16 protein-coding genes are annotated in these 16708 nt (G+C 63.0%); 4 read left to right on the forward strand and 12 right to left on the reverse strand.

Annotated elements, in window-relative coordinates; all coding sequences use genetic code 11:
• Nucleotides 1-223: 223 nt before the first annotated feature.
• Nucleotides 224-838, forward strand: a complete 615-nt coding sequence (locus AB4879_RS04225) for a hypothetical protein (protein ID WP_370506575.1) — start codon at nucleotides 224-226, stop codon at nucleotides 836-838.
• Between the two features lie 367 nt (nucleotides 839-1205).
• Here AB4879_RS04225 and AB4879_RS04230 read toward each other — a convergent pair whose 3' ends face one another.
• From AB4879_RS04230 to AB4879_RS04275, 10 genes are all read right to left on the reverse strand, one after another.
• On the reverse strand, nucleotides 1206-1796 hold the full coding sequence (locus tag AB4879_RS04230) for a hypothetical protein (protein WP_370506576.1): 591 nt from the start codon (nucleotides 1794-1796) through the stop codon (nucleotides 1206-1208).
• A gap of 50 nt (nucleotides 1797-1846) precedes the next feature.
• A complete protein-coding gene (locus tag AB4879_RS04235) occupies nucleotides 1847-2050 on the reverse strand; it encodes a hypothetical protein (protein WP_370506577.1) in 204 nt (67 codons plus the stop codon).
• A gap of 31 nt (nucleotides 2051-2081) precedes the next feature.
• Nucleotides 2082-4025 carry a hypothetical protein gene (locus AB4879_RS04240; protein ID WP_370506578.1) on the reverse strand — a complete coding sequence of 648 codons (1944 nt, stop codon included), beginning with the start codon at nucleotides 4023-4025 and terminating at the stop codon, nucleotides 2082-2084.
• Nucleotides 4026-4137: 112 nt separating this feature from the next.
• Nucleotides 4138-4293: a hypothetical protein gene (locus AB4879_RS04245; RefSeq protein WP_370506579.1), complete on the reverse strand. Its 156-nt coding sequence runs from the start codon at nucleotides 4291-4293 to the stop codon at nucleotides 4138-4140.
• Nucleotides 4294-4868: 575 nt separating this feature from the next.
• Nucleotides 4869-5126, reverse strand: coding sequence for a hypothetical protein (locus AB4879_RS04250; RefSeq protein ID WP_370506580.1), 258 nt, complete (start codon nucleotides 5124-5126; stop codon nucleotides 4869-4871).
• Nucleotides 5126-6400, reverse strand: a complete 1275-nt coding sequence (locus AB4879_RS04255) for an AAA family ATPase (RefSeq protein ID WP_370506581.1) — start codon at nucleotides 6398-6400, stop codon at nucleotides 5126-5128. The genes AB4879_RS04250 and AB4879_RS04255 overlap by 1 nt, the downstream gene beginning before the upstream one ends.
• Complete coding sequence (locus AB4879_RS04260; protein ID WP_370506582.1) at nucleotides 6397-6711, reverse strand: DUF2742 domain-containing protein; 315 nt, start codon at nucleotides 6709-6711, stop codon at nucleotides 6397-6399. The genes AB4879_RS04255 and AB4879_RS04260 overlap by 4 nt, the downstream gene beginning before the upstream one ends.
• A gap of 336 nt (nucleotides 6712-7047) precedes the next feature.
• Nucleotides 7048-7515 carry a hypothetical protein gene (locus AB4879_RS04265; protein ID WP_370506583.1) on the reverse strand — a complete coding sequence of 156 codons (468 nt, stop codon included), beginning with the start codon at nucleotides 7513-7515 and terminating at the stop codon, nucleotides 7048-7050.
• 30 nt (nucleotides 7516-7545) lie between these two features.
• Nucleotides 7546-7725, reverse strand: a complete 180-nt coding sequence (locus AB4879_RS04270) for an excisionase family DNA-binding protein (RefSeq protein WP_370506584.1) — start codon at nucleotides 7723-7725, stop codon at nucleotides 7546-7548.
• A gap of 588 nt (nucleotides 7726-8313) precedes the next feature.
• A complete protein-coding gene (locus AB4879_RS04275; protein ID WP_370506585.1) occupies nucleotides 8314-9465 on the reverse strand; it encodes a tyrosine-type recombinase/integrase in 1152 nt (383 codons plus the stop codon).
• Between the two features lie 579 nt (nucleotides 9466-10044).
• Here AB4879_RS04275 and AB4879_RS04280 point away from each other — a divergent pair.
• On the forward strand, nucleotides 10045-11532 hold the full coding sequence (locus AB4879_RS04280) for a hypothetical protein (RefSeq protein WP_370506586.1): 1488 nt from the start codon (nucleotides 10045-10047) through the stop codon (nucleotides 11530-11532).
• A 465-nt stretch (nucleotides 11533-11997) separates the two neighbouring features.
• Nucleotides 11998-13113 carry a hypothetical protein gene (locus AB4879_RS04285; RefSeq protein ID WP_370506587.1) on the forward strand — a complete coding sequence of 372 codons (1116 nt, stop codon included), beginning with the start codon at nucleotides 11998-12000 and terminating at the stop codon, nucleotides 13111-13113.
• A 209-nt stretch (nucleotides 13114-13322) separates the two neighbouring features.
• Here the strand turns inward: AB4879_RS04285 and AB4879_RS04290 are convergent, their stop codons facing one another.
• Nucleotides 13323-13724 carry a hypothetical protein gene (locus tag AB4879_RS04290; protein WP_370506588.1) on the reverse strand — a complete coding sequence of 134 codons (402 nt, stop codon included), beginning with the start codon at nucleotides 13722-13724 and terminating at the stop codon, nucleotides 13323-13325.
• A gap of 76 nt (nucleotides 13725-13800) precedes the next feature.
• Between AB4879_RS04290 and AB4879_RS04295 the strand changes: the two genes are divergently transcribed.
• The gene (locus AB4879_RS04295) at nucleotides 13801-14796 is read left to right on the forward strand and encodes a PGRS repeat-containing protein (RefSeq protein WP_370506589.1); all 996 of its coding nucleotides are present in this window, start codon (nucleotides 13801-13803) and stop codon (nucleotides 14794-14796) included.
• A gap of 4 nt (nucleotides 14797-14800) precedes the next feature.
• On the opposite strand, the gene AB4879_RS04300 is transcribed toward AB4879_RS04295, so the two are convergent.
• Nucleotides 14801-16564: an AMP-binding protein gene (locus AB4879_RS04300; protein ID WP_370506590.1), complete on the reverse strand. Its 1764-nt coding sequence runs from the start codon at nucleotides 16562-16564 to the stop codon at nucleotides 14801-14803.
• Nucleotides 16565-16708 lie beyond the last annotated feature (144 nt).

Consider the following 16708-nt stretch of genomic DNA (forward strand, 5'->3'; position numbering starts at 1 on the left):
AGTTAGCCTCTCTAGGCAGAAATTCTGGTTGCATGCACAGACAGGCAGGCCCTAAGCCAACCGTGCTTTGGCTGTGCCGTTGGGGGGTGCCTCCCCCAGGCCTCTGAGCAGGGGTTATCGTCGACGCGACGCTGCTGTGAGGCGTTGAGAAAGCAGCGGGCGCATTGGTTGCCGGAATCGAATCGGGCTTCTTATGTCGTTGTCGAGCAGTAGGTTCCGGGGTGTGACTGCTGTCGCGTGGGTGGCCATCGCCGCGATCGTTGTGTCGAGCTTTTTCAACGTGTTGACGTTGAGGCGTTCGAGCAAGACGTTGACGGTGGCCGAGGGTGTAGCGATACGCACCGAGCAGCGATACCAAGCGGATCTGGCACAAGCACGCGCCGACCGGATCCGGGACGCGTTGATCGATGTGTCGTCCGCTGTCGGCGCATGGAACCTGGCTAACGCTTGGTATGCCAAGTTGCTCCGCGATTTCGTTCGCGGCGACGCCAAAGCGGGTGTTGTCCAGGCGCAGGACATCGAGAAGTTGCGGCCGGCGACGGCGGAGTTGATGCGGGCAATCGAAGTTGCGTCGTTCGTTTGCGATAACGAGCGGGTCGTGAGCCTCCTGGAGGAGATCAAGGTGCCAGTGCTGAAATCGGCAGCCCTTCTCGCGGCCCACTCGTTGTCGCCGGCTGGGGTCGCGAAGGTCTGCAGCCAGTTCGCGACCGAGCGCAAAGAGGCGGCCGCTAAAGCAACCGAGCTCTTGAAGGTAGGTCATCAATTGCTGTCTCCGGGCAGTGATGTTGTCCCGACTTCGGACGACGAAGGCGGCGAGACGCCGGCCGAAGGGGAATGAACCCTGGGGTTTGGTGCCCAGCGGGTTGGCTGGTGTTCCGCTTCGCGGGCGGTCCTTGCCTGTGGGTGCGAAGGTCGTGGCGTCGCGCCACCCCCAACACCCGCTGGGCACCGTGCACCCGATGCCGCTGTGCGAGAAAGGATTATCGCCGTGGGCGGTATCGGGTGCGGGTCTCATATGGTGGTGGCGAGTGGGTCGGGGTCGATTCCGCGGCAGGCGTCGGCGGCAACTTGTTTTCTGGTTTTGATGCCGACTGGTCTGGTGGATGCCCCGGATCTCATGGCGAACCGGTGTTCGGGGGGTTCGTCGTCGGGGGCCGGGTTGCGGTAGGTGCGTAGCGCGTCAACGGCTTTCTGTTTGGCGTCGCTCATATCGCCCCGGCTTGGTCGCTGCGGGCGATCAGTTCGAGCGTGGAGTCATTCACGCCGAGTAGTTCGGTGGGGGCTTGGATTCGGAAGGTGAGTTCGTCGGCGGTGTTGGTGCGCGGCCCGGAGGGAATGTTGTTGAGTTCTTCCAAAGCTGTTGCGGCACCCGGGGGTGCGGTGGCGGCGAAGGTGTCCACAACATCACGCCAACCCTTATTAAAGGCGACTTGGGTGATGGCGCGGGCCAGGAAGGTATCGCCGGCCTGGTTGGCTAGCCGCAGTTCGGCCTGTGCGTCTTCACTGTTTGTGATCCCTTTAGCGCGGGTGCGGGCGTCACGCATGCTGAGGGTTTCGGTTGCGGACGCGGAGCCGATGATGCCGAACAGTCTGCGTTCGAGGGCTTCCCGTCGGGCGTTGCGGTCGGCGATGAACCCGTCTTTGAGTCGGGCGGCCTCTTGGCGGGCGGCCAGGGTTGCCCTAGCCATCTCCGCTTTACGGCCCTTGTCGCTGTAGGCGGTATTACTGCGAATGTCGTTGAGCGCGGCGCTGAGGCGTTGCTGAACGGCGGCGATTCGTGCTGTGGGGTATTCCATTATGTTTGATCCTTATGTGTTGTTGTGGTTTGGGACGGGCCGCAGTCGGTTTAGGTAGCGGGTGGCTCGGGGGTGTAAATGTCGTCCCAGTCCTGCACTACCGATGTCGGGAAGACGTGTGCGCCTCGGCTGGTCGTGGCGGCTAGCCAGGCTTGGCCGGCGGTGAATGGGTCGTCTTCGGAGAAGACGGTGCGGACAGCTACGGTGCCGTCGTCGGGGTTGCGCTTGATGTGGCCGGTTGTGTAGGTCGTCATGTCGGGTGCTCGTTTCTGTTGTGGGAGTGACTTAGTAGGCGCTGCGGTTTGTTAGGGCGAGTTCAAAGCTGGACAGCGCTCCCGTGGAGTCGCCTACGAGGACTGCGCCGCCGGTTGTCGAGCGCATGGCACCGGGCTCGAGGTAGTCGCCGGAGTTGAGGTAGACCTGCCAGGTTGTCGAGAACGTGCCATTGTTGGATGCCCCGCTGGGCACGTAGACCGAGCTCCCCCGCCGCGCAATCGTGTTGTTGATGTAGAGGATCGGCCAGAAGAAAGCTGAGACTGCCAGCGATGACGAGCAGGACAGTGTGAGTGTCACTGTGTACCAACCGGCGTAGCTCACCGTGAGTTTGTTTGTGGTCGTGTCATAGGTGAGGTCGCTTGTGTTGTATGTGCCTGACCCGCTGGTGGTGTCGAAAAATGATCCGGTCAGCTTGGTTTCGGTGTTGGCCGTTGTCGACGTTACTGCTGTGGTGCTGGCGCGATAGGCGCGGAAACCGGATCCCATGATGCCGCCGCCAACCGCGAGCAGGTTGATAGCGGCGCTGTTGCCGCTTAGCCCGTTCGTTGATGTGGCGGTGAATGTGACTGTCGATGCCCCTGCCGCGTCGCCGAACAGCATGCCAGTGAGTGCGGGGCTGCCGCCGTAGACGCCAGTGTCACCGCGCAGCGACTTGTTGTATGAGCCGAGTGTGGCACCGGTAGAGCCGTTGAACATTGAGAATGCTTGAACAACCATGTTGTTGGTTGCTGAGGTGACAGTGTGCGTCAGCGATCCTGCCCCGACAAAGGCGGTGACCACTGCTCCGACCGATGCGACACCGCAATAGGACGCCGATTCCGCTGCCAGGGAGATAACTTTGCCTGTACCGGAGGGGGTTATAGAGACGGTAACCGTTTGGGCGCCGCTGGGAGGTGTGGGCAGGTAGACCCCGAAAAACTCCTGCGCAAGACTGCCGTTAAGACCCTGCCCGCCAAGCGATGTCATCGTCAGTGAACCGAAGGTGACCGATCGGGCAGCAGAGTTCACGTTGCCCGTCGACAGGTGGTACTGCACAGATACAACCGCGAAGTTGGCGCCGGAACCAACTTCGTGTGATCCCGTCACGCTCTGGGTCCCCGACGCTCCCCCCGCGGAATAGAACAGGGTCCAGCCGGAAACTGTTTGGCCCGCGTCGGATGTGACCGATACGGCCGGGCTGGCGAAGGGAATGATGTTGCCCTGCGGAATATTACGGAGCGCGGTACGAATCGAGTCCTCGTCTGAACCGCTTGAGCTACCGCCGGCAAGCTGATTGATTGCGTTGATGATGGCCTGAGTGGAGCTCGACATGTCGCGTGTAACGTCGGGCACCGCGCCGGGAATGATGGCGCTTGCCGGGGTGCTGGCCCCGAACAGTGCGGTGTTCGTTGCGGCTACAGCGGATTGGGCGGTGTTCGCGTTGGCGACACCGGTAGCGGCGGTGGCATTCACTGTTTGCGCCGCCGTCTTGAGATCCGCCGCCGTCTTGCCTGAGGCTGTGCCGCCAAAAATGCCTTCCCAGAACCGGTCCCACGTGTTTTGCACGTTGGTCACGGTGTTCGCCAGCGCGGTTCCCAGTGCTGCGGCGGTGCCGGTAGCGGCGTTGGTGATCATGCTGCTGATCTGATTTACGGCGGTTGTGGCGTTGGCTCCCGCAGTGTTGGCACTGGATTCAAGGGTTGACCAGAACCCGTTTAGTGCGGCACCGACGCTATCGAGTGTGGCTAGCGCGCCGCCTAGGCCAAGCTGCTGGGCGATGTACCGCATGATGGCAACGGGTAGCGGATAGTTGAGGTCCAGGCCGCCGCGTAGGCCGGTGTTGACGTTTCCCCAGCGGTCATTTTCGTTGCCGTACATTTCGGCTTCCCAATCGGCTTGGGTTCTTGCCGCATGGGCCGCGAGCGAGTCGTAGTTCGCGGTAGTTGAGGGAAAGAGGTCGTCAGGCTGGGTCATGCAACACCCCACCCGAGGGTGAAAGTTGGGGTTACCACTCAATTTCTCCGGTCTGGGACGGACCTGTGGTTGGTTGTGTTTTAGAGTCTTCCGCTGTCGTGCCGCGCGACCATCACTTAGCCGCCCTGTCGCGGTGGGTAGCACGTTTAGTGTTGGCGCGCAGTAGTTTCGGCGGTCGCACGCGGGCCGCCAATGCCTCGAATTCCTCGTCAGGCAATTCGCGGAGGTATTGTTCGACACCTAGCTCTAGGTACTCGATCGCGGTCATCGGCAGATCCTTTCCAATTCCGCGCGTACTCAAGTACGGCGTGCCGGGGGAACACCCACCGACCACTGACGCGTTTGCCGTCGAGGTCGGCGTGAATATCTCTAACCCAACGGGGCGTGCAGCGGAGTATCTCCGCGGCTTCAACTGCGCCGATAAGGTCATCACTCAATTGTTCTGCAACACTGTCCGATTGACTTCCGTCGACGGAAGTGATGAGGCGGTGTTTTAGTGAAAGCACTTCGCGGGGTACCACCCGGTTCTCGAGCCGGCGGCGACTGATCACATCGTGCAGGCAGTACAACGCTGCCTCTATCTCGTCGCCGGACAACCAGATACTCATTGGGCCCGGTAGAGTTCGCCCGCGACAACGCCAGGGGGACGCCGCGATTTAGGTAGGGATTCGAGCCAGGAATGACACCGGTCGAAAACCGGGCAGCGGGTGGTGCATATATCGCGGGTGTATTCGACGATTGCGGGATCATCTGTTTCGTCCCACAGTTCGTGGTGGCCTGAACACCTGGCACCGGCCAGTGCCGGCGCGGCGTTGAGTGCGCCTAGCAGGTCGTCAAGTGGATTCATTCGACACCTGCGTTGATGGCGTCGAACTGGCGGATTGCTTCGCGTAGGCGGTCGACCTCTCTGCCGCCCAGGTCGAACGGTCCTACTTCAAGTACGAAACCGGCCGCGTCGTTGTGGGCGATACGTAGAGGCATCGAGCAAAGGTGGTCGATTTCGTCGACATGGACCTCAATTGAGCCGAGGTCGTCGGCTATGACGTGCCGACCGAGTTCGTCGTCTGCTGCGGTGCGTATCCCGTCAAGTTCGTCAATCACTAGGCCACCTCTGTCGGCTGGGATCTCGGGGAAGGCGTGTTCTGCACGACAAGCGCGCATTCTCGGCACAGCCCCACGGCGATTGATTCGGATGAGGTCAACTCTTTGGGACAGTTCGAGCATGTCGCCGCCTCCCACCCGTCTTCCGCTCCCTTGCTCCCTTGGGTGTTTTCGGGGGTATTTTTGCCGCCTTGACCTGCAAGGGAGCAAGGGAGCAAGGGAGCAGGGTTTAGGCGGGCCGCGGGGGCGCTGCTCCCTTGACCTGGGCGCAGTACCCAATACCAGGCATCGTTCTCTCGGATTGCGTCGATCTGGAGGCGTTTCTTGGCCCGTTTGGCTTTGTCTTTGGAGTGTCCGGCGGCATCCGCCGCAGAGTAGATCTCCGTCGCACGTCGGCGACCCGTCTTTAGGAAGTCCGATAGCCAGCTTTCTACGGCCGCGTCGTCGCCATCGTCGGCGTGCTCAGATAGCAGTGATCGGGCGGTGTGGTTGTTCTGGCCTTCCCATTGGACGCGAGCCACCCCGAAATCACCTTCGCCGACAAGCCTGTATGACAGCGACTCCGGGGCGGGGCCTAGGTTCGACTTCACCGAGGCGAGGACTCGAAGGTCGGGCTCATCCGGGTCTGCGGCGACCAGCATCCCCGCGCGCGCGGCGCCCACGATGCCGATTGAACCGCCGCCACGATAAAGCGGGTCGCCGCCTTTCGCTTTGTTGAGGTGTCTCAGCAGCAGTACGGTGCATCCAGTTTTATCGGCCAGTGCCGACAGTCGGTTCAACACCCGCCGCACGTCCTGGTCCTTATGGGCGTCAGCCCCGCTGGGCAGGTATGCCATTAGGACATCCACGATGAGGAGTCGGGCACTTGTCTCGGTGATTGCCTCTTCAAGCGCGACAATGTCGCCGAGACTGGGTGGGCGCAGAAAGCGTTCTCCCGAATCATCGACAACGGGAATGCCTTCGATCGCGTGTACCCGTGTGACATCCGCACCTGCCGCGTCGAGCCGGGGCCGAACCGTGTCTGCGAGACCATCTTCTGCGCTTAGCAGCAGTACATCGCCGGGGCGCTCGCAACGGCTACCATCGGGCCACATTCCCGCTGTCGTCACCCGTGCCGAGAAGTCATCAGAGAGTGTTGACTTGCCGAGGCCTGGATCGCCGTCCAGCGTGACCAGCTTGCCTGCGGGTATCCAGCCCCGCCAAATCCATTCGACACGTTCGGGTTTTACGTCGGAAAGCCTTGTGAGCTGAACATTCTGGCCTGGCTTTGTCACGATGCCACCCTCTTTGCCCACGTATGCGTCTCGCGGATCCGGTTGCGCTGTAATACCTCTTGCGCTACCGCAGGCCAGTCCGCGGATCCGGCAACAGCTTTGGACGCTTCCGCCCGCTGCTGCTGCGCGGTCTCAACTCTAAGAATGTGGTGAGATCCGGCAACCGCTAGAGCAAGCAGCTTTCGGGGATCCGTGTCCGGTAGGCCACACCAGACTGGTGTTCCGGCCATCGGTAAATGGTCGTATGTTGCGACCAGGGCTGAGATGAACTCGTGTGTCGGCCACCATGACACTTGACGGGATTCAGTCATGCTGCACCGCCTCCGCAGCGCAAATCCTCCGGGGATGTGCGAGTGCCCGCCGTAGTGGACGACCTGTTATCCCACTGATGCACTGTTGTCCTGCAACGGCATTGCAATAGCCGCATGGAACGGTGAACGGATCGATCAAGGCGGGGGTATGCTCTACGGAGGTGATGGTGTGGGAATCAGAACCTTTGTGCGGAGCCGGGGTTGGTGTGCCCCGGCTTTCGCCATTTTTGGGGGGATCGGTCACTGCGGTTGTTCTCCCATCTAGATGACAGCAGAAAGGCCCCAGAGTTCTCTCTGGGGCCTTGACGGTTCTTTTGGTGGGGGTAGCCTTCTGGGCTACCCCGTGTTGCGTTCGCGGTCGACGCGCCGGGGCGGTCTAGTCAGTAGCAGCCATTCTGTATCGGCACCGCTTACAATCCCCTCGCCTTCGCCGCGGGCGAGGATTTCGGGTATGTCCCTGTCGACGAACACTTGCCAGGTCGCTTTCTCCCCCACTGGATCGCGCTGGGTTGAGCGGAGCCGGCCACGTGATGGCGTTAAGTTGGCCGATTTGGCTTCGTCCGTAAGTAGCTGGCCTGCGATACCGCGTAGGCGTTTGTCGTTGATTTCTGAGGCAGCGGCGTCGAGATATTCGCCGAAATCCACATTCCGTGGTTGAACTTTGGATTGAAATTCCTTTACCAGGGTCACAACCTTGCTCGGAGACAGTGCGATGCCGTGAGCGTCGAGCCGCGCGTGGGCTTGGTTTATTAGTTGATCCCTTGCCCCTTTGGTGGGTCGGTCGGCGTCTGGTTTGTCGGTCAAAATTGGCTTCCAAGTTCTGTGGTCGGGGTTTTAGGCTGCCGTTCCGGTGTCACCAAACAATTCGCGTTGCGCCTTCTCCAAGTCGATTCGGATAAGTCGCGGCCCGACGCGATGAGCGGTGATTCGCCCCTCTGCGATGTAGCGCCGAACTGTCGTTTCCGAAATCTGATATTGGTCGGCGGCCTCTTTGATGGTTCCGTATCGAGCCATGACTCTTGCCTTTCTTGGTGAAGTGGTTTATTGCGCCGCACAGCACGCGGGCGCGGCTGATGTAGCTGATCTTGGCCCTTCAACTGCGACCCGTGGAGCGAAGCGACCACTCCTTGAGCATAGGGGATATTTATGGCGGCACATGGTGCGTGTGCAGCGCTTTTGGCAAACAATCACCAGGTGATACGCCCCTACGTGCTCGACTTAGCAAACTTTTTAGTTCGCAAAGCGTCGCGTCGGCGCAACGGTTTTAGTTGACGCGGTTTCCACGGTTGGACACCAAAAATAGTTCCTGGGTGTTCCCAATCCGCAGCCCACAGGCTGTAACTATCGGTGTAGCCATTTGGTAGGCGATGACTAGACGACCGATCGCATTTCATGCGGTAGGTAGAAAAAAACCGTCTAGTCGGGTGATAGGCGGTCTCCGCCGCGCGTGTAACCGCACCCGTCAAATCGGTTGCGTTAGAGAGGAACAACTAGTCACGGGTGGACACCACTTTGGTTGACAAGCTGTCAACCGGGCGGTGTTGCGTCGGCGCGAAGGGTCAGCTAATTAGGCCGGAGTTAGCCATAAGAATTCTATGAGAATCACGCGTCGCCGTCAGTTTCCTCGTCTATCGGCGTGTCATCGTCCGCGAGCTTAGACAGGGCCTCGGCGACCTCGTGGTCTCGCCCGGTGACAATCTGCTGATAGATCAAGCTCGCTTTTACGGTGCTGTGCCCTAGCCTGCCCATTGTCTCGACCAGGTTCCCGACGCGGGCGGTCTGGGTTCCGGCGAAATGGCGTAGGTCGTGAACCCGAAGGGTCTCCCGGCCAATGGCTTTCAGCGCTTTAGCGAAGTATTCGCGGGAGAAAACGCGGTCGTTCATGTGCCCACCCGACGCTGCGGGAAACAGGAGTGCGTCGGGCGATTCGCCGACGTGAGCATTGAGGTGGTGTTCGATCGCCGGCCTCACGTGGGGCGGGATCACAATGGCGCGGCCCTTCCCCGATTTCGGGGTATCAACGCGGTACTGCCCATCGCGTCGGGTGACCGCGCGGGCCACGTTCAGCACCGTGTAGTCGCTGCTGACATCCTTGCGCCTCAATTCTGAAACTTCCCCCCAGCGCACCCCACACCATGCCGACAGCAGCACCAAGGCCTTGAGCCTGTCTGGTTTGATCGCGTCGGCTAAAGCTGCCACTTCGCGGGGCGTCAAGATGGTCGGTTCACGCTTGCGCGCCGGATTCATTACGCGCGCGAGTTGGCAGGGGTTCTTTTCGATAAGGCCATCCGCCACGGCGGTGTTGCACACCGCATTGAGTAGGCCGTAAGCATGCGAATTCCGGCGCGTGTGTTCTACCCCCAGTGACGAGAACCAATTGCGCACCGCGTCGGGGGTTAGGCTGCCGATCGCCACCTTGCCCAACTTCGGGTCTATATGCAGCCGCAGCAGATCCCGGTACATCGAGCGGGTCCGCGGTTTGATGTTGCGGTGCTCAATCCAACGGTCGGCGTAGTCGCCTACGGTTGTCGCCCGCGCGGCGACCTCGGCGGCGCGCTGTTTTGGTGGTGTCCATTCGCCGCGCTCGATGAGGCGCCGCTCGTTGGATAACCAGTGTTCGGCGTCCATGCGGCTGGTGAAGGTGCTCGGCGCGGCGTGGCGGATCATGTCGGTGCCGATGTATGAGGCTTGCAGGTTGCCTGAGGGAAGTCGCCGAATCCATCCCCATCCGCGATGCCCTTTCTTGCCGGTCATCGCAGCCCCTTTCTCGGCGTGCTATCCATGTGCCCATCCAACTGCTTACTCACGGCTCTTGTGGCGATTCATGGCGATAGCGTACCGTGACGGTAACAGCAGGTTAACGCACTAATCGCAGCTAACCCACTGTCCGGGCAACGATCGAGGCGGCTAATTCGAATCCTGCCGGGGGCACTTAGCTTCGAGCGGGGTCCCTCTGAGGCGTCATCACCAGAGTGGTCAGGCAGCGTGAGTCAGTCTTGCTGCCGCCCTTTGGATTTCAATGACGACCGAAGCGCTTCGGCTGCGGGCACCGAAAGCCCCGTGAACCCGCAGTCTCCCCCACCAGCCGCTGGCGATAGCCAGCGAATTTCAGTGCGACTTCACGAACACTGCTACCCGCGGCGCCTGCTGCGCGGTCCGAGCACTGCTCAGCCGCCGTCGACCGGACAGACACGAATCACCGGCGACGATCCATGAGAAGACTGTCAGTTGCGCGTACTTGTCCGGTACGGTCCAAACCAGCAAAGACAGGTTCGAGGGACGGGATGGTCGGTGGGGCGGGTCCAACGGAGTCGTAACGCTGCGCTCAGCGCGTTGGTTTCCAGCGCGCTTGCGGCTGGGGCGTTCACCGCAATACCAACCGCCCACGCCAACTGCTTCTCGGCCTTCGGACTGAACAACGGCAACGGCTGCACGAGCAACCTGACCACGCTGGCGATCGCAATCGGCCCCGGCGCCACAGCAAACGCCGGCAATGCTCTGTTCGGCGGCGCCATAGCGATTGGCAACGGCGCAAGTGCCCTCACCAATATCGCGGCCTTCAATTTCGCGGGAGCATTCGGTGACGGTTCGTCCGCGGCCACGCTCGGCTCCCTCTTCGGCATCAACCTGCAATTCGGCCCCGGAACCGCGTCGACGCTAGGCGGGATGCTCAATTTTGTTCTCGGTGCCGCAGCCCCCGGGAGTGTGCCGAATTCCACCGGCGCTGTCGGCCTCGGCAACATCGCCGTTCAACTCGGGCAAGGCACGGCATCCACAGTCGGCGGCCTCAATATCGCGCTCGGCCTGCCGAACGGCGGTGGGAGCCAAACGACCGGCGCAGCCGGCGTTGGCAACCTGTCTCTGAACTTCGGGGCCGGGACGGTGACGACTGTTGGCCTCCTCAATCTCGCCTTGAGCATTCTGCGCAACGGCGGCGGCCTGCAGTCGACTGCAGCAGGCGGAATCGGCGTATGGGCTCTCAACCTGCTCGGCGACGCGGGTAGCGTATTCGCGCAGGGCATCTTTACGACCGCCGCAAACCTACTGGGCACGAACACCGTGGCAATCCAGGGCCTTTTCAGTCTGGCCGCAAACCTCATCGGAACCGGCAACGTCGTTCAGCTCATGTCACAGACCGGGTTTCCCGTGCTGTTCAGCTCGGTGGTGAATTCCTGGGGCATCGACAACGTGCTCAATGCCGTCAACGGCCCGTTGTCGTTCATGTTGTCGTTCAACCAGGAAGCCGCGTCGCTCTTCCTCAAAGGGCCGGGTATCAACTTCAACAACTTCCATCTGCCGACGTTCTCCCTGCCGGCGTTCTCGGCCTCCGCGTTCCGCGCCCCGTCGTTGAGAGTGCCCTCGTTGAACCTGCCGTCGGTGCACCTGCCGACTGTCCACCTGCCGGCGGCCGGCGGTGAGAATGGTGCGTCTGGCGGCTCGAGCGTCGGATCCGGCGGATCCGATGACGGGATCGCCGGCAGCGGGCGGCAGTCCGAGTCACTGCGCACTACAACGACTACCAGCGCGGCCGCCACACCAACCGCTGCCAGCGAGACGACCACCACGACCACCACGACCACCCAGACCACCACGACCGCCTCCCGTGACGCAGCAGCCAGCAAGACGGTCAACTCGGGTGGCGGACGTCATCGCGCCAGCGAGACGACGACCGCACCCAATGACAACAAAACGACGACAACCGCATCCGGCGGCCGACATCGGAAGCCCGACTCAGCCAGGGATTCCAGCGATAGCGCGAAGGCCGGGCCGAACGGAACCGGCTCCGCGGGGAGCGGCGGCGGAAAGCACCGGAAACCGTAACCATTTCCCCGGTCGGAGGTTCGCTGCAGGGAAGCGAAAGCCCCCACCCGCTCATGGCTATTCAGCAGACTGCAACACCGTCCAGCAAGAAATAGTTAAGAGTGGCAAATACTGGTGCCGGCAGCCATGAAGTTGCCCAAACAGATGATCCGCGTATATCGACGCGTCCAGTGGGACATTGACACTCCGGCCGTCGCGGGCCGCGTTCCGGTGAGCCGCGTCGTCCAGGGTGCCACCGCGGGAATTCGTTGAATCTAGGCATGAACTCGTCAAACATGCGTCCGACAGGGGATCCGCGAACGCCACTTGAATTCAATCGCTCACCATTCGCATGACTGGCTCGCCACACCACCGAGCCCACTGTCTGGAACGGTTGGGTGAATATCCTCTGGAAAAGCTGTAAGCTCCAACCGCGTCACGTACGGTCCACGCCAGCAAAGATTTACCAACCTATAGGGCTAGTCGATGAATCGAGTTCGCGCCAGCGGCGGCATGCTGCTTGGAGCCCTGGTATCCAGCGCGCTCACGCTCGGAACTCTCGGAGAAGCCCCCGCGGCGAACGCAAGCTGCATATCCGCTTTCGGTATCGGCAACGGCGGAGGTTGTACAAGCAACCTGACCAGTTTCGCGATCGCCATCGGCACCAACGCAACCGCGAACGCCGGCAATGGCTTCTTCAGCGGCGCGATTTCGTTGGGCACCAACGCAGCGACAGCGACGACCTTCAGCTTCCTCAGCTTCGCGGTGGCCAACGGCGAGCAAGCCAGGGCATCCACCCTTCCCGGACTCATGAACTTCGCGTGGCAACAAGGTCCAGGAAGCTCCGCAGCAATTGGCGCACTGAACTTCGCCATCGGGATGATGATGAACGGGACCGGGCCGCAATCAACGGGTGTCGCCGGCCTCGGCAACATCGCTCTGCAAATTGGGCCAGGCACCATGACCAACATCGGCAGCCTCAACCTCACCCTTGCCAGTGCACTCGCTGGAGACGGCTCCAAGTCCACTACTGCCGGCGGGCTCGGCAACCTCGCCCTCAACATCGGCGACGCAGGCACCGCGTTAACGCAAGGATTCTTCAGTTCGACCACGAATTTCCTGGGCGACAGCATCGTCAAAGCCCAGGGCATCTTGACCGCGGCCGGCAACCTCCTGGGCAATGGAAACACCGTGTCCTCGTGGGGCCCGTTCCCGAACACCACCTTGAGCCTGGCGTTCAACTTCTTCGGCGACGACAATGTCGTGACGGCCGGTTGGGGTCCATTCGCGATCGCCGGTGCGATCAGTCAGAACCTGAAGACCATCACCCGGTCGCTTCCGGGCATCGACATCAACGGCGTCATCGCCGGGGGCGCCGCGTCTGTTGCCAGCAGTAAGAAGGCTGCCGCCGCTGCCGCTACGCCAAGTGTCAGTACCGAGGATGCGGCCACGACGTCGTCCGCTGCGCGCAGCAAGAAGGCCACCAGCTCTCGCGGCAGCGGCCAGAAGCGGGCAGCCAGCTCACCGCCGTCCAGCGGCGGCGGCAAGAAGGTTGCAAAATCAGCGCGCACCGGTAGTTCCAGCAAGAATCAGACTCACTAAGCGTCTCGTCGCGCGGCCAGCAGCCCTAAACGGCTCGAACAGCGGCACCCCAGGCAGCGGTCCCACCGGCGTCAACGCCGGGGCTTGGTGAGACGGGTGGCACCGCCGGGACCGGCGGAACCTAAGGCCGGATGACGCACCCGTCAATCGGGCGATCCAAGTTTGCCGTCGCGAACACGGCCCGTTGTTACCATGTGACCGCTACCGCATCAGCGAACATGGGAGCAAACCATGGCTGCACGACACCGCGCGACAAACCCGGCGAGATCTCGCCGTCGGCGCACCGTCAGCCAGCAAGGCGCCCAGCCGCTCCACAGCAAACTCTCAATCTGGGCGGGAACCGGCGCCCTTACCTTCGGCGTTTGCGCTGCGCTGAACGGCGCGACCGGTGTGGCGCACGCCGACTCCACCAGCGGCGATTCGCCATCGTCAGCACACAGCAGCACCGGCGCCAAGGTTGGGAGCACCGGTCGTACGACATCACCAAAACGCATCGACACCGCCAAGCCCAGAGCGAGCGGCCGCACCAGCACGGCAAAGTCGCCATCCGCCGCCCGCAGCACCCGTTCGACGACGACACCCTCGGCGGCCACCGACTCGAGCCCCAGCACAGAAGTCACCGCCACCAAGCCGGCCGCGGCCGTCGCGCAGTCCGGCACCGCGAATTCGGCCAGGACCGCCGCAGTCTTGACGGCGTCCGCCTCGGACTCCCCGGCCGCCCCACCGAACCTCACGCTCACCGACATCATCGGCGCGAGCGTCGCGTACGCCCAGACGGGAGGCGGCGGTCCGACAGTCTCGATCAGCTTCCCCGAGATCATCACTGCGCTCGTCACCAACGAATGGCAAGGCCGTCCGATCATCGGCAACGGCGCGGACGGCACCGCGGCGAATCCCAACGGGCAGGGCGGCGGCTGGCTGCTGGGCAGTGGCGGGAAGGGTTACACCTGGACAGGAGCGACCTGCACCGACAGTGCCGGCTGCGCGGGTGGCAATGGCGGCGCCGCCGGCCTGATCGGTAATGGCGGCAACGGCGGCGACGGCGCGAACGGCGGAACCGGCGGCGCAGGCGGGTCCGCCCTGTTGTTCGGCGTCGGCGGCAACGGCGGCGCAGGCGGAGCGAACACCGCCGGAGTGGGCGGCGACGGCGGCATGGGCGGGACCGGCGGCCTGATCGGCGGCGCAGGCGGGAACGGCGGCAACGGCGGGGATGGCCAAACGGGCGGCAACGGCGGCGCGGGCGGCGCGGGCGTCAGCTTCGGATTCGGTTACTTCACCGGCGTTTACCACCCCGGGAGCGCGTACGGCGGGAACGGCGGCGCAGGAGGCAACGGCACGAGCGGAGCAGGCGGCAACGGCGGCGCCGGGGGCACGGCTGACCTGTCGAGCGATCCGTTGTGGGACTACCTCTTGTCGGTCGCGACGTTGATTCCTGGCGTCGTCTCCCCCGGGAACGCGGTCGGCGGGCAGGGTGGCGCCGGCGGCACCGGTACGACCACTGGTGGCGCCGGCGGCCAGGGCGGAATTGCCTACAACTACAGCCTCGGGAACTCCACCGGCGGCGACGGCGGTAATGGGGGCGGTGGGACGACGGCCGGTGGGGCGGGTGGCACCGGCGGCATCGCTGTCGCGGCCACCGGAACGGCTACCGGCGGAGCCGACGGGACCCCTGGATCGCCGTAGGGCGCTAGGCGTCCACCCTGGTGAACTGGTTGCGCTGGTACAGGTCCTTCGACAGCTGTCGCCGAACCTTGCCACTGGTCGTGACCGGGATCGAACCGGGGCCCACCAGAACGAGATCCGAGACAGCTATGCCGTGCGTATTCGAAATCGCCACCGTCGCATCACGTTTGATGGCGTCGAGCTTCTCCGCGACCTCTGCCTCGGTGTCGCCACGCTTCCTGACTTCCATCACCACGACCAGCTTTTCGACGGAGTCGTCGGGAACGGAGACCGCGACACAGCGGCCGCCGGTGACCTCGGTGACCGTCGCCTCGATGTCGTCGGGGGCGTGGTTGCGGCCGTAGATGATCAGGATGTCCTTGATGCGGCCCACCACGAACAACTCGCCCTCGGAGATGAAGCCCACGTCGCCGGTCCGCAGCCACGGCCCGACGGGCGTGCCCTCCGACGGCGACACGATCGTCGCGCCGAACGTGCGCGCCGTCTCCTCGGGCTTCTCCCAGTAGCCGGCGCTGACGTTGTCGCCGTGGCACCAGATCTCGCCGGTCTTCCCTTCGGCAACTTCGGTATGAGTCTCCGGGTCGACGATCCGCAAGACCGGTGAACGCGAGCTGATGGGGCCGTCGTAGCTGATCAGCGGCGTCCCATCGGCGCCGCTGATCCGGACGGCCTCCCCGGCGGTCAGCGCGTCGGAGTCGAAGTGGACGACCTTGATCGGGTCTTCTGGCTTCGGCGTCGACATGTAGAGCGTGGCCTCGGCCATGCCGTACGACGGCTGGATCACGTTCTCGTTCAGGTTGAACCGAGCGAACCGGTCGGTGAACCGCTTGATCGTCGCCGGCTGAACACGTTCGGCGCCGCTCTGGATGGTGTGCACACCGCTGAGGTCGAGTCCCGCCATGTCCTCGTCAGTCGTCTTGCGGGTCGCCAGATCGAACGCAAAGTTCGGAGCAGCCGTGAACGGGCACGGGTTGGTGGCCAGCAACTGCATCCAGCGCGCGGGCCGCACCAGGAACGACGCCGGGCTGGTCAGTACCGCGCTGGTGCCCAGCACGATCGGTGAGCACACCCCCAGGATCAACCCCAGGTCGTGGAAGAACGGCAGCCACGACACGAACGTCAAGTCCGGCGGAGTGATGCCGGCATGTCGCGAGTAGTCGGTGGTGATCTGCTGCAGGTTCGTCAGAAGATTCGTGTACGAGATCATCACGCCGGCCGGCGAACGGGTCGAGCCCGACGTGTACTGCAGGTAGGCGGTGTCGTGGTGGCTGCCGTCCTCGTACATTCCGCCCCCGGGCTGGGGCGGGGCGTCCAGGTCGAGCCGATCGACCTCGATGACCGCGGGCGCGGGCTGCCCCGAGTCCGGCGTCACACTGCGCACGACTTCATTCACCACCGCCGAAGTGGTCAGAACAGCAACGGGCGAGGCGTCGCGCAGCACCGATTCGACGCGTTCGTCGGTGACACCACCCATCGGGACCGATAGCGGAACGGGGATCACACCGGCATGCAGCGCACCGAGGAAAGCGACGATGTAGTCCAGCCCTTGCGGCGCGATGATCATGGCGCGGTCCCCCGCCGAGGCGGTGAGCCTGAGCTCACGGGCCATGTTGGTGACCCGCCGATACAGCTGCGGCCACGTCAGGCTGATCGGGACACCGGCCCAGTCCTGGTCATAGTCGACAAAGGTGTACGCCGTATCGTCCGGCTGCATGCTGGCCCGCTCGCGCAGCAGGGCCGGAAGTGAAGCCTCGATCGCCTGTGTCACGCGAAGCAAGCTATCAAAGGCCGCTGTCTCGATTCCTTTGAACCGGGATTTGAGTGACGCTTCCGTCAAGGAACCCGTACCGTCGCCAAGCGGGCGCTGAGGGCACCCGCGCAACGGCTCGGCGACCCAGCCTGCCGATGCGGA

This window comes from Mycobacterium sp. SA01 (assembly GCF_041287105.1).
In the GTDB taxonomy this organism is placed as follows: Bacteria; Actinomycetota; Actinomycetes; order Mycobacteriales; family Mycobacteriaceae; genus Mycobacterium.

What these genes read in the sequence shown, in the direction of transcription:
- AB4879_RS04230 (WP_370506576.1), bottom strand. Translation starts at nt 1,796, where the DNA reads ATGGAATACCCCACAGCACGAATCGCCGCCGTTCAGCAACGCCTCAGC.
- AB4879_RS04245 (WP_370506579.1), bottom strand. Translation starts at nt 4,293, where the DNA reads ATGACCGCGATCGAGTACCTAGAGCTAGGTGTCGAACAATACCTCCGC.
- AB4879_RS04235 (WP_370506577.1), bottom strand. Translation starts at nt 2,050, where the DNA reads ATGACGACCTACACAACCGGCCACATCAAGCGCAACCCCGACGACGGC.
- AB4879_RS04260 (WP_370506582.1), bottom strand. Translation starts at nt 6,711, where the DNA reads ATGACTGAATCCCGTCAAGTGTCATGGTGGCCGACACACGAGTTCATC.
- AB4879_RS04285 (WP_370506587.1), top strand. Translation starts at nt 11,998, where the DNA reads ATGAATCGAGTTCGCGCCAGCGGCGGCATGCTGCTTGGAGCCCTGGTA.
- AB4879_RS04270 (WP_370506584.1), bottom strand. Translation starts at nt 7,725, where the DNA reads ATGGCTCGATACGGAACCATCAAAGAGGCCGCCGACCAATATCAGATT.
- AB4879_RS04240 (WP_370506578.1), bottom strand. Translation starts at nt 4,025, where the DNA reads ATGACCCAGCCTGACGACCTCTTTCCCTCAACTACCGCGAACTACGAC.
- AB4879_RS04275 (WP_370506585.1), bottom strand. Translation starts at nt 9,465, where the DNA reads ATGACCGGCAAGAAAGGGCATCGCGGATGGGGATGGATTCGGCGACTT.